Source organism: Stenotrophomonas sp. STEN054 (genome assembly GCF_056854535.1).
The window spans coordinates 1-11,356 of record NZ_JBXFWG010000077.1; the positions used below are offsets into that span (position 1 = coordinate 1).

At 67.2% G+C, this 11,356-nt stretch carries 12 protein-coding genes; 3 read left to right on the forward strand and 9 right to left on the reverse strand.

Annotated elements, in window-relative coordinates; all coding sequences use genetic code 11:
• Nucleotides 1–145: 145 nt before the first annotated feature.
• Both AC1VXD_RS18890 and AC1VXD_RS18895 read right to left on the reverse strand, forming a co-directional pair.
• Complete coding sequence (locus tag AC1VXD_RS18890) at nt 146–700, reverse strand: hypothetical protein (RefSeq protein ID WP_482993339.1); 555 nt, start codon at nt 698–700, stop codon at nt 146–148.
• Between the two features lie 108 nt (nt 701–808).
• Nucleotides 809–1,135, reverse strand: a complete 327-nt coding sequence (locus AC1VXD_RS18895; RefSeq protein WP_482993340.1) for a low molecular weight protein tyrosine phosphatase family protein — start codon at nt 1,133–1,135, stop codon at nt 809–811.
• Nucleotides 1,136–1,245: 110 nt separating this feature from the next.
• On the opposite strand from AC1VXD_RS18895, the gene AC1VXD_RS18900 reads away from it, so the two are divergent.
• Nucleotides 1,246–1,956 carry a hypothetical protein gene (locus tag AC1VXD_RS18900; RefSeq protein ID WP_482993341.1) on the forward strand — a complete coding sequence of 237 codons (711 nt, stop codon included), beginning with the start codon at nt 1,246–1,248 and terminating at the stop codon, nt 1,954–1,956.
• A gap of 101 nt (nt 1,957–2,057) precedes the next feature.
• Here the strand turns inward: AC1VXD_RS18900 and uvrD are convergent, their stop codons facing one another.
• The 5 genes from uvrD to rpmB all read right to left on the reverse strand — a co-directional run bounded on the left by uvrD (nt 2,058) and on the right by rpmB (nt 7,749).
• The gene (uvrD, locus tag AC1VXD_RS18905) at nt 2,058–4,250 is read right to left on the reverse strand and encodes a DNA helicase II (protein WP_116864802.1); all 2,193 of its coding nucleotides are present in this window, start codon (nt 4,248–4,250) and stop codon (nt 2,058–2,060) included.
• Nucleotides 4,251–4,259: 9 nt separating this feature from the next.
• The gene (locus AC1VXD_RS18910; RefSeq protein WP_482993342.1) at nt 4,260–5,681 is read right to left on the reverse strand and encodes an FAD/NAD(P)-binding protein; all 1,422 of its coding nucleotides are present in this window, start codon (nt 5,679–5,681) and stop codon (nt 4,260–4,262) included.
• Between the two features lie 58 nt (nt 5,682–5,739).
• Nucleotides 5,740–7,158: a cardiolipin synthase gene (cls, locus tag AC1VXD_RS18915; RefSeq protein ID WP_482993347.1), complete on the reverse strand. Its 1,419-nt coding sequence runs from the start codon at nt 7,156–7,158 to the stop codon at nt 5,740–5,742.
• Between the two features lie 176 nt (nt 7,159–7,334).
• On the reverse strand, nt 7,335–7,502 hold the full coding sequence (gene rpmG / locus AC1VXD_RS18920) for a 50S ribosomal protein L33 (RefSeq protein WP_170272460.1): 168 nt from the start codon (nt 7,500–7,502) through the stop codon (nt 7,335–7,337).
• A 10-nt stretch (nt 7,503–7,512) separates the two neighbouring features.
• A complete protein-coding gene (gene rpmB, locus AC1VXD_RS18925; protein ID WP_005411638.1) occupies nt 7,513–7,749 on the reverse strand; it encodes a 50S ribosomal protein L28 in 237 nt (78 codons plus the stop codon).
• Between the two features lie 281 nt (nt 7,750–8,030).
• On the opposite strand from rpmB, the gene AC1VXD_RS18930 reads away from it, so the two are divergent.
• A complete protein-coding gene (locus AC1VXD_RS18930; RefSeq protein WP_482993343.1) occupies nt 8,031–9,278 on the forward strand; it encodes a glycosyltransferase in 1,248 nt (415 codons plus the stop codon).
• Between the two features lie 19 nt (nt 9,279–9,297).
• Here AC1VXD_RS18930 and dnaQ read toward each other — a convergent pair whose 3' ends face one another.
• A complete protein-coding gene (gene dnaQ / locus AC1VXD_RS18935; RefSeq protein WP_482993344.1) occupies nt 9,298–9,807 on the reverse strand; it encodes a DNA polymerase III subunit epsilon in 510 nt (169 codons plus the stop codon).
• A 55-nt stretch (nt 9,808–9,862) separates the two neighbouring features.
• On the reverse strand, nt 9,863–10,756 hold the full coding sequence (locus AC1VXD_RS18940) for a LysR family transcriptional regulator (protein WP_482993345.1): 894 nt from the start codon (nt 10,754–10,756) through the stop codon (nt 9,863–9,865).
• Between the two features lie 109 nt (nt 10,757–10,865).
• Between AC1VXD_RS18940 and AC1VXD_RS18945 the strand changes: the two genes are divergently transcribed.
• On the forward strand, nt 10,866–11,255 hold the full coding sequence (locus AC1VXD_RS18945; protein WP_482993346.1) for a RidA family protein: 390 nt from the start codon (nt 10,866–10,868) through the stop codon (nt 11,253–11,255).
• Nucleotides 11,256–11,356: the final 101 nt, after the last annotated feature.

Genomic DNA, 11,356 nt, shown 5'->3' on the forward strand with positions numbered 1-11,356 from the left:
GGGGCCCGGCTTGGCGGGGGCTACCAGGTGGCCACGTACCGGCGTAGGCGCGACCGCGCGCTGGGGGCCGGCCAGTCTCGTCGATTTTGTGATAGTGGGGTTTTCTGGCCAACCCGGTTGGCACGATGCCGAAGACACGACTGTCTCAGGCGATCTGCACGATGCGTGCGTTCTGGCACAGCGGGTAGCTGGCCACGAAGCCGGCGATCGCATCACGCATCTTCTCGAACGATTCGCCGTACATGTACAGCGCGGTCTCGGTCGGGCCCTGCCACCAGCTGCAGATCTCGCCCAGGCCATCGATGTTGTCGGACAGCTGCTCGAACACGTGGTTGGAATCGCACTGTTCGTAGACCTCGTCCGGCAGGTTCAGGCCATCCAGGTAGATGCCCAGGCCCTCGGTCACGCCGAAGGCGCGATCAGCCTCGTCCGCACGCTGCACCTGCGAACCCTTCGGCGCACCCAGCTGCTCCAGCAGGTCGATCAGCTTCGGCACGCCGTCCGCATCGACCAGCGCCACTTCGATATCGCCGTACTCGACTTCGCCGAGGTCTGAAATGGCCGTGCCGCCACCGGTCAGCTCACCCACCTGGGCCGCCTGCAGCAGCGCATCGAGCGGATCCTCGAACAGCTCGTGGCGATGCTCCGGCTGCAGCTTCGCATTCAACTTCACGGTGACGTGGAAGGTCGGTTCGGTCATGGGGGCATTCCTGGAAGATGTGGGATCTATTGTAGAGCCGAGTCCATCCTCGGCTGCCTTTCCCGCCAGAAGCAGCCGAGCATGGGCTCGGCTCTACAACACCCGGGCTCAGCGCAGGAACGGCGGCACCTTGCGCTTCAGCAGCTCCACCAGCACCGGGTCCATGTAGTCGTAGTCATCAGGAATGTCCAGGCAGATCACCCGCTTGCCGTTCATCCATGCCTTGTAGCGGCTGGACAGGCGGTTGCGGTGCGCCTTCTCCATCACGAACACCAGGTCCGCCCACTGCAGCAGCTCCGGGCTGAGCACTTCATCCGCGTCGGCCAGCAACCCGGCCGAGGCGGTTTCAATCCCCGGCCAATCGGCGAACACCTGCTCGGCCGTCGGGCTGCGAAGACGATTCTGGCTGCAGAGGAAGAGCACGTTGCGGGTCATGCCCGCAGCCTAATCGGGGTCGGATCCCTTTTCCATCGGAAAAGGGCTCTGCCCCCACCCGTTGCGCATGATCGGCGATCATTGGCGCCCCCCCTGCCTGCAGAAGCGAAATGATCACCAAGGACGACCTGTTGCAGGAATTTGGCGAGTTCCATGAAGCCGAGGGATGCTGCTTCGCCGAGTATGTCGTCGCCACCTATCGCCTCCACTGCAGCCTGCACCTCTCCGACGACCAGACGGTCGCCGTCGTATCGAAGGATATCCGCGATCCGGACTTTGCGGCCCGCGTCTTGATGCAGGCGCCAGCCGGGCTGCCCCGCGACCGGCCGACGATCTTCGATCTTCCACACAATGCCCGTGGGTTCACCCATGCGATGGCGGTGCCCAGCACGTATCACGGCTTCCTCAACCAGATCGAGGACCGTGCGAACCTCTTCCTGTGCATTCCGATCTTCCGCTGCGAGTTCAGCGGCAACGAATCGGTTGAGGAATTCAGATGGTCCACCCATCACATCGTTGCCATCGACAACTGGCATCGGACCAGGCAACCGAAGATCAAGGTGTACTTCGACAACCCCCGCACCGGTGGCGGCACGGACGACGCCGGCGCTCTGGTGCCGCTGCGGGTGTTGCTGGCCGAGATCGACAACCTCAACGGCGTGGGCAACGGCTTCATCGAGATCACCAACTACCGCGGCGAGGTGATCGAGGTGCTGTCGCCGGCGGAAGGCTACTACGTGTTGATCCGCAACCGTCGGGATGAAGAGGCGATGGACCGCGCCGGGTTGGTGGCAGCCGTGGAGACGTTCACCAATGACTGACGGCCGACCGCAGTTGTAGAGCCGAGCCCATGCTCGGCTGGGTGTTCCCCCGATGGGGTCAGAGCCCTCCCTGCGGGAGGGATCCGACCCCTCGACGGTGATCAGATGACCGTCAGGTTGGCATACGCCATCACCAGCCACTTGCTGCCGGCATCGGCGAACTCGACCTGCACGCGGGCGTGGGCGCCGCTGCCTTCGTAGTCAGTCACCATGCCTTCGCCGAACTTGGGATGGGTCACCAGCGCGCCCAGCTTCAGCGGCGGGGCCTCGATCGAGGCGTGGCCCATCACCCGGCTGCTGCCCAGCGATGCCGGCCGCGAGACCTGCACCTTCGGGCGCACTTCGTGCAGCAGCTCGCGCGGGATCTCGCGCAGGAAGCGCGACGGCAGGCTGTAGTTATCCTGGCCATGGATGCGCCGCGATTCGGCGTAGCACAGCACCAGCTTCTGCCGCGCACGGGTAATGCCCACGTAGGCCAGCCGGCGCTCTTCTTCCAGCCGCCCACTTTCTTCCAGCGAACGTGCGCTCGGGAACAGGCCGTCTTCCATGCCGGCCAGGAACACCAGCGGGAATTCCAGGCCCTTGGCCGAGTGCAGGGTCATCAGCTGCACACCCTCCTCGCCCGCCTGCGCCTGGCCTTCACCGGCCTCCAGCGCGGCATAGGCCAGGAACGCGACCAGCTCGTCCATGTCCTCGCCCACTTCCTCGATGTCATCGGCGCGACGCAGGAAGCGCGAGGCGACCGAAACCAGTTCGTCGAGGTTGTCGGTACGCGACTCCGAATCCAGCGAATTGCGGCTTTCCTTGCTCCAGTGCTCGCGCAGCTGCGAGCGCGACAGCACATGGTCCACGCGCTCGGCGAGGGTCATGTGCAGGGTCTGCGCCTGCAGTTCATTCACCAGCACCAGGAAGCCGGCCAGCGCATTGCGTGCTCGCGCGGCCAGCGCCGTACCCTGGGTGACCAGCATGGTGGCCTCCCACAGCGAAATGCCCTGCGCGCGCGCCTCGCGACGCACCTCGTCCAGGGTGCGCTCGCCGATGCCACGGGTCGGCGTGTTTACCGCGCGCTCGAAGGCGGCGTCATCGTTGCGGTTGGACAGCAGGCGCAGGTAGGCCAGCGCGTCCTTGATTTCGGCACGCTCGAAGAAGCGCATGCCGCCGTATACGCGATACGGCACCTGTTCGCTCAGCAGCGCTTCTTCCAGCGCGCGCGACTGCGCATTGCTGCGGTAGAGCACGGCAACTTCGGTGTAGCTGCCACCATCGCGCACCCACTGGCGCGCGCGCTCGACGATGTAACGCGCCTCGTCCATCTCGTTGTAGGCCGCATACAGGTCGATCGGCTCGCCGTCGCCGCTGTCGGTCCACAGTTCCTTGCCGATGCGGTCCGGGTTGTGCGCGATGACCGCGTTGGCCGCACCGAGGATGTTGGCGGTGGAACGGTAGTTCTGCTCCAGGCGGATGGTCTGCGCGCCGGGGAAATCGCGCAGGAAGCCCTGCACGTTCTCGACCTTCGCACCACGCCAGCCGTAGATGGCCTGATCATCGTCGCCGACCACGAACACATGGCCTTCGTGACCGGCCAGCACGCGCACGAAGGCGTACTGGATGGCGTTGGTATCCTGGAACTCGTCCACCAGGATTTCGCGGAAACGCGCGCGGTAGTGCGCCAGCAGCGGCGGGTTGTCGCGCAGCAGTTCGTGCGCGCGCAGGAGCAGCTCGGCGAAGTCGACCAGGCCTGCGCGGTCGCAGCGCGCCTGGTACTCGATGTAGGCCTGGCGCATGGTTTCCAGCCACGCATCATGCGGCTCGGGCTGGATGTGCTGCGGGCGGCGGCCCTCATCCTTCTGTTCGTTGATCCACCAGGCGATCTGCTTGGGCGGATGCTTGCTGTCGTCGATTTCCAGCGCCTGGACCACGCGCTTGACCAGCCGCAGCTGATCGTCCGAATCCATGACCTGGAAGCCTTCGGGCAGCTTGGCGTCCTGCCAGTGCAGGCGCAGCAGACGGTTGGCCAGGCCGTGGAAGGTGCCGATCCACGCGCCACGGCTGCCGTTGGGCAGCTGCGCGTCGATGCGGTGGCGCATCTCGCCGGCGGCTTTGTTGGTGAAGGTCACCGCAAAAATGCCGTGGGTCGGCACGCCTTCGACTTCATGCAGCCAGGCGATGCGGTGGGTGAGTACGCGGGTCTTGCCGGAACCGGCACCGGCCAGCACCAGGTGGTGGCCGGGGGGAGCGGAGACGGCTTCGCGCTGGGCCGGGTTCAGGCCATCGAGCAGGTGGGAGACATCCATGCCCCCATTTTACGGCATCGCCGTCGCGGCTCCTGCGACCACCTGCGTGGCCAGGGCCTGCGCCTGCTGACGCAGTTCAGGCACGGCCAGGCTTTCCCAGAGGCTGCCGATGCGCAGGCTGCCGAGCACGCCCAGACGCGCCTGCGGCGCACCGCTGCGGCTGCACAGGCGGTCGCCCCGCACGCTGCTGTCCAGGCCCAGGCCATGCGGCCCGGGGCGGGCCAGGCCGTCGGCCTGCAGCTGCTGCAGCAAGGGATTGCGCAGCGCAGCGGCTCGGGTCTCGACGCCGGTGGCATTGACCACCGCAGCGATCGTCCACTGCTGCTCGCCACCAGCGGCATCACGGCCGGACAGGTGAAGCGCATCGCCTTCACGCCAGATGCGCTGCAGCCGGGCACGGTGCAGCTGAAGCTGGCCGCTGGCCTGCAGGGCCTGCAGCTGGGCATCGACGTCCTCGGCGATGCGGTGGCGGTGCACGTCCCAATAGCGCACCACATGGCGCAGGAAGCGTCGCTGGTCGGCCTCGTCCAAGCTGCACCACAGCGCCTGGCCATGCGGGCGGATGCGATCCATCACGCCCTGCCACGGCTGGCCATCGGCCTGCGTCTGCCGGGCGAAGCCGCGCAGGGCACGCACACGCTGGCTCAGGGTCATCGGCAGCAGCGCGGCCGGGTCGAACTCGGGCAGAACGCCATGCGCATGCGGCAGCGGCAACAGGCCATGCCGCGAGATCACGTGCAGCGGACCGGTATGGCCGGCGGCGACCAGGGCCAGCACGGTGTCGGCCATGCTCAGGCCGGAACCGACGATGGCCAGCGCGTGGGCACCCGCCAGCGTGCGCACGCCGTCATAGTCCCAGGCCTCGACCACGTCGTCGGCAGGCAGCGCATCGGCGCCGGCCACCGGCAGCGGACGCATGCTGTTGCCGGTGGCGACGACCGCCTGCGCCGCGTGCAGCATGCTGCCATCGCCCAGCTGCAGGTGGTAACCGTAGTCATCCGGCTGCAGGCCCAGCACCGGCTGCGCGATCTCCTGCAGCTGCGCCGGGCTGGCGGCCGCCGCGTCCTGCAGGCGCTGCTGCAGGTAGGCGGCGAAGTGATGGCGGCTCACGTAGCGCTCGCCGAGCAGTTCGCGCGCCTCGCCCGGGTAAGCGTTGAGGGCCTGCAGGTAATCGAGGAAATCGCCGGGCTGGTCGGGGAAAGCACTCATCTTCGCCGCGGGCACGTTCAGCAGGTGCTCCGGCCACGGCGTGGCGTAGGCGATGCCTTGGGCGAGCTGCGAGGCGGGTTCGAAGATGGCCAGCACCAGCGGCGCCTGGGCCTGGCGCAACACCTGGATCGCCACCAGCACACCGGCGGCACCACCGCCGATGATCGCCAGGTCCAGTTCGCCATGTCGCGATGAATCAGTCATGCGCCGATTGTAGGCCATGGCAGGTGACTGCCCGGGTTGCCGCAACGAGCCGTTTCCACGACGGCGGCCCGTGCGCTCACATCAACGCATCGGCCAACCGTGCGATGCCTTCGCGGCTGCGCTTCCAGGCCGGGCGCTGACGCCACTGCTCCAGGTCCAGCAGGCGCGACTGGCGCAGGTAGTCGTCCTCGATGGCGCACAGCTGCTGCACCAGCGGCCGGTCGTAGCAGATCAGGCCGATCTCGGCATTCAGCGCAAAAGAACGGATATCCATGTTGATCGAGCCGAGCACGGCGATGTCCTCGTCCACGCTCATGTGCTTGGCGTGCAGGAACTGCGGCTCATACAGCGCGATCTGCACGCCACAACGCAGCAGTTCCTCGTAGTACGCCTCCTGCGCCCACGAGGTCAGCCGCTGGTTGTTGCTGGCCGACAGGATCAGCTGCACCTTCACACCGGACAGCGCGGCGATGCGCAGCGCGCTCAGCGTCGCTTCGTCGGGCACGAAATACGGGGTGACCATCACCAGCCGCCGCCGTGCCAGGTGGATCAGCGCCGCCACCGCATCGCGCGCGTTGCTGTAGGGGTACGCCGGGCCACTGGGCAGCAGCTGGGTGGCGATGTCATCGCCGCACTCGGGCACGTCGGCGATGACGTCCAGGCGCTGCCCGGTTTCCATGTACCAGTCGCTGGCGAACACCGCCTCCAGGTGGGCCACCGCCGGGCCGCGCACGCGCGCGACCAGTTCGCGGTTGGGGTGGCCGGGCACGAAGCGTGGGCCGGCCAGGTTCTGCGAGCCGACGTAGGCCACTTCGTTGTCGATCACCGCGATCTTGCGGTGGTTGCGCAGGTCCATGCGCCCGCTGCGGCGCCAGCGCAGGCCGCCGGGCAGCATCGCCCGCACTTCGATGTCGCGCGCCTGCAGGCGCTTGCGGTAGGCACGCAGGCCGCGCTTGGCACCCACCGCATCCAGCAGCACGCGGCACTGCACGCCGCGCGCGGCGGCACGCTGCAGCGCTTCAACGATGGCCTCGCCTACCGCGTCGTCGAACATCAGGTAGTACAGCAGGTGGACGCGGTCCTCGGCCTGGTCGATGTCGGCGATGAGGGTGTGCAGCGATTCGTCGTAGTCGGTGAGCAGGTCGACCGCGTTGCCGTGCACCGGCATGAAGTCACCCTGGCGCTGAACCAGCGGCACGATCTCGGCGATGGCAGTGTCGGCCTTCGGGGTCCAGCGCAGGCGGTGCTGCAGCGCCTGTTCCTCGCGGATGACCTGCGACGCCTCGGCTTGCCGGCGGATGCGTTCGCGCGACAGCCACGGGTGGCCGAACAGCAGGTACAGGGGCAGGCCCAACAGCGGCACGAAGCCGACCAGCAGCAGCCAGCTGCGCGCCGCCCCCGGCGTGGTGCGGGTGGGGATCCAGCACAGCGCGACCAGCCGGATGAGCCAGTCGATCAACAGCAGGTAGGAACCCAGCAGCCACTCGAACAGCATCGCGTCGCCCGTCGAAGGTGTGGGGGCCATTCTGCCCAGCCTTCCGGCGACGTGCCAACCAAAAGCGTGCCGACCAACGGTCGGCACCCACCGGGCACCCACCGCAGGAACACCGGGCACAAAAAAACCCGCCACGAGGGCGGGTTTTTTCGGAAGCGACCAGCAATCCTTGCGGATTACTTGATCTTGCCTTCCTTGTACGGGACGTGCTTGCGCACGACCGGATCGTACTTGGAGAATTCCATCTTCCCCGGGGTGTTCTTCTTGTTCTTGTCGGTCGTGTAGAAGTGACCGGTACCGGCGGTCGAAATCATACGGACCTTATCGCGCTTGCCTGCCATGATCGTCTACTCCTCAGACCTTTTCGCCGCGCGCACGCAGCTCAGCCAGAACGGAATCGATACCGTTCTTGTCGATGGTGCGCAGTGCATGCGCGGAAACGCGAAGCTTCACCCAGCGGTTCTCGCTGGCAACCCAGAAGCGACGCTCATGCAGGTTGGGAAGGAAACGACGACGGGTCTTGTTGTTGGCGTGCGAGACGTTGTTACCCGTCTGCACTCGCTTGCCGGAAACCTGGCATACGCGGGACATTGCGCACCTCGATAGTAAGTTGTGTCAGCCCGTAGCCCGGGAGACGGCGGCCTCGGTGGTTACCCACCACACGTCAAGAGAATCAAAGGGTTACGCTGGCGTTGGGCGGCCGGGGACGTGCTCCCGGGGGCGCCGCCCGGCAGAAAACCGGACACAGCGAGCCGCGCATTATGCAGGGGTTCAAGCACTTGCGCAAGTTACCCACAGGCGCGGGCTGAACGGGGCACGCCTTGTTCATGACCGGGCTGCCCATACTGACCGCCCCACCCGTGAAGCCCCCGATGCGACTGCTGGCCCTGACCTATGGCACCGAAGGCGACACCCGGCCACTGGTGATGCTGTGCCATGGCCTGCGCCAGGCCGGCCACGACGTGATGCTGCTGGCCGAACAGGGCACGCTGGGCAGCGCGCGCGGACTGGGCGTGCCGCACGCGGCGCTGGAAGGCGACATACACGACGAAGTGGTGGCCCTGGTGGCACGCGGCAACAATCTGGCCGCCGCTTCACGCGGCCTGGCGCGGATGGCCGGCCGCCACGTGCCGGCCTGGATGGCGCAGGCCGATGCGGCCGCCGCTGGCTGCGATGCCATTTTGACCGGTGGGCTGGCCGCGCTGGTCGGCCTGAGCGTAGCCGAGCACCGCCGTCTGCCGGCCATCGGCACCGGCATGATTCCGCTGACGCCGACGCGCGCCTTCGCTTCGCCCTTCCTGTCGTCGATGCCGCTGCCGGGCGAGCTGCTACCAAGCGTGTTGCGCCGGGCCAGCTACGGCTTGGTCAATCAGGCGGTGTGGCGCACCTTCCGCAGGCCGATCAACGCCGCGCGCGCCGCGCTCGGGCAACCGCCGCGCCACACGCTGTGGGCCGGCCTGCCGATGCTGTACGGCATTTCCCCGCAGCTGCTGCCGCCGCCTGCCGACTGGCCGGCCGACCATGTGGTGTGCGGGCAATGGCGGATGCCGGAACAACCCTGGTCGCCGCCTGCCGACCTGCAGGCCTTCCTCGATGCCGGGGCCGCGCCGGTCTATCTCGGTTTCGGCAGCATGACCGGCTTCGACCGCGAACGCGTGCTGCCGGCCCTGCTGCAGGCGCTGGCGCCGCGCCGCGTGCTGCTGTTCCCGGGCTGGGCCGGACTGCCTTCAAGTGCTATGCCAGCGAACGTGTTCGTGCTCGGCCCGACACCGCATGAAACACTGTTCCCACGCTGCGCGCTGGCCATCCACCATGGCGGCAGCGGCACCACGCATTCGGCCTGCCGCGCTGGTATTCCTTCGCTGGTGATGCCGTTCGCTGCCGATCAGTTCTTCTGGGCACGGCGCCTGCAGACGCTGGGTGTGGCGCCGGCGCCGCTGTCACCGGGGCGGTTGGATGCGGCCACGCTGGCGGCGGCGATTGCGTTCGCCGAGGACAGCGCTACACGTGCGCGTGCCGCTGCACTGGGCGCGGCAATGGCCAGCGAGGATGGCGTGGCCACGGGCGTGGCGATGATCGAGCAATGGGGTCGGATCCCTTTTCGCAGAAAAGGGCTCTGACCCACCGCCCCACGCTGCATCAACGCAGGTGCGGAATCACCTGCGCCAGCAGATGCGCATCCTTCAGCGCGCCGTGCAGGCCCCGGTTGCCAGGAATACGCAGGCGCTGCAAAACATCGTCCAGCTTGTTGCCCTGGCCGGGCCAGCGCCCACGTGCCAGCTTCAGGCTGCAGGTAATGCGGCAGTATTGGGCCAGACTGCCGGGCATGCCGGCCAGACGCAGCTCGTTGTCGAGGAAGCCCACATCGAAGGTGGCGTTGTGCGCGACCATCTCGCTGCCACGCAGGAAGTCCAGCAGCTCGGTGGCCTTGCTGGAAAACAGCGGCTTGCCGACCAGCATTGCATCGCTGATGCCGTGCACGCGCTGCGCGCCCCAGTCCACCGAGCGCTGCGGCTGCAGATAGGTGTGGAACTGGCGGCCGGTGAGCTGGCCATCGATCATTTCCACCGCACCGATCTCGATGACCCGATGGCCCATGCGGTGGGAAATGCCGGTGGTTTCGGTATCCAGTGCGACGATGCGGCTCATGCGTGTGGCGGTTTCCTGATGCGTGCAATGATGATTTTCGCATGCCCGGCGCGTGTCACCCCAGCACCTCCACCGCCCAGTCAATGAATACCCGCAGCCGCTGGCTCATGTGCCGGTTCGGCGGAAACATCACGTGCATCGGCATCGGCGGCAGCTGCCAGTCCTGCAGTACAGGCCGCAGTCCGCCGCTGGCCACATGCGGTTCGGCCATGTAGCTGGGCAGCGCGACCACGCCCAGGCCGGCCACGCCGGCGGCCAGGTAGGCGTTGCCATCATCGAAGCCCACGGCATGGCGGCCCTGCACCTCGATGCGCTCATCACCGCGCTGGACGATGAACACACGTGCACGGCCGGTGCGCGGGCTGAGGAAGCCGACCATGTGATGGTCCGGCCCTGCCAGTGCGCTCGGGTGCGCGGGCACGCCGAAGCGCTGCAGGTAAGCGGGGCTGGCTTGGAAGCCGATCGACAGGCTGGCCAGCGGCCGCGCCACCAGCGCCGGATCGGCGGGTGCACCGCCGCGGATCACGCAGTCCACGTTGTCGGCGATGACATCGACCTCGCGGTCGCTGACGCCGATGTCCAGCTGGATGTCCGGATAGCGCGCGTGGAAATCCGGCAGGGCCGGCACCAGCCGCAGCCGGGCATACGGACCGGGCACGTCGATGCGCAATCGCCCGCGTGGCTGGCTGGCGGCGTCGCCGAGGCCGCCCTCCACCTCTTCCAGCTCGGCAAGCAGGCGCGCGATGCGCGGGTAGTAGGCCGCGCCATCGGCGGTGACGCTGACCCGTCGCGTGGTGCGGTTGAGCAGTCGCAGCCGCAGGTGCGCTTCCAGCTGCTGCACCAGCTGGGTGACCGTGGTGCGGCTGACCTGCAGGGTCTGCGCGGCGCGGGTGAAGCTGCCGGTTTCCACCACGCGGGCGAAGGCGCGCATCGCCTCGAAACGGTCCATGGGCTGGTCGTGATTGTTTGGGATTGCCAATCAATCTAGGCCGATCATCGCTGTTTATCCAGACAGAATCAGAGAGCAGCATGGAGACCTTGCTTCTGGAGCCTCCCCAATGACCCCTCGTGATGTCGTTTTTCCCGCCGGCCGACAGGCCCTGTACGAGCGCAACCGCTACTCGCCCGCCATCCGGTCCAATGGCTTCCTGTTCGTCTCCGGCCAGGTCGGCAGCTGCGAGGATGGCTCGCCCGAGCCGGACTTCGAAACCCAGGTGCGCCGCGCCTTCGACAACCTCAACGCGGTACTGGCCGCCGCTGGCTGCAGCTTCGATGACGTGATCGACGTGACCGTGTTCATGGTCGACCCGGAAACGAACTTCGGGAAGGCCTGGGCCATCGTGCCCGAGTACTGGGGCGAAGCGCCGCACCCGACCCTGACCGGCATCGGCGTGACCTGGCTGTATGGGTTCCAGTTCGAGATCAAGGTGATCGCGAAGCTGCCATGACGTCTGCTGTAGAGCCCCGCCCAAACGCGGCGGAATGAAAGAAAAACCCCCCGCAAGGGGGCGGGGCTAAAAGGGGGTCCGGCCCCGCCCAATGTTTTTTT

What these genes read in the sequence shown, in the direction of transcription:
- AC1VXD_RS18890 (WP_482993339.1), bottom strand. Translation starts at nt 700, where the DNA reads ATGACCGAACCGACCTTCCACGTCACCGTGAAGTTGAATGCGAAGCTG.
- AC1VXD_RS18895 (WP_482993340.1), bottom strand. Translation starts at nt 1,135, where the DNA reads ATGACCCGCAACGTGCTCTTCCTCTGCAGCCAGAATCGTCTTCGCAGC.
- AC1VXD_RS18900 (WP_482993341.1), top strand. Translation starts at nt 1,246, where the DNA reads ATGATCACCAAGGACGACCTGTTGCAGGAATTTGGCGAGTTCCATGAA.
- uvrD (WP_116864802.1), bottom strand. Translation starts at nt 4,250, where the DNA reads ATGGATGTCTCCCACCTGCTCGATGGCCTGAACCCGGCCCAGCGCGAA.
- AC1VXD_RS18910 (WP_482993342.1), bottom strand. Translation starts at nt 5,681, where the DNA reads ATGGCCTACAATCGGCGCATGACTGATTCATCGCGACATGGCGAACTG.
- cls (WP_482993347.1), bottom strand. Translation starts at nt 7,158, where the DNA reads ATGCTGTTCGAGTGGCTGCTGGGTTCCTACCTGCTGTTGATCGACTGG.
- rpmB (WP_005411638.1), bottom strand. Translation starts at nt 7,749, where the DNA reads ATGTCCCGCGTATGCCAGGTTTCCGGCAAGCGAGTGCAGACGGGTAAC.
- AC1VXD_RS18930 (WP_482993343.1), top strand. Translation starts at nt 8,031, where the DNA reads ATGCGACTGCTGGCCCTGACCTATGGCACCGAAGGCGACACCCGGCCA.
- dnaQ (WP_482993344.1), bottom strand. Translation starts at nt 9,807, where the DNA reads ATGAGCCGCATCGTCGCACTGGATACCGAAACCACCGGCATTTCCCAC.
- AC1VXD_RS18940 (WP_482993345.1), bottom strand. Translation starts at nt 10,756, where the DNA reads ATGGACCGTTTCGAGGCGATGCGCGCCTTCGCCCGCGTGGTGGAAACC.
- AC1VXD_RS18945 (WP_482993346.1), top strand. Translation starts at nt 10,866, where the DNA reads ATGACCCCTCGTGATGTCGTTTTTCCCGCCGGCCGACAGGCCCTGTAC.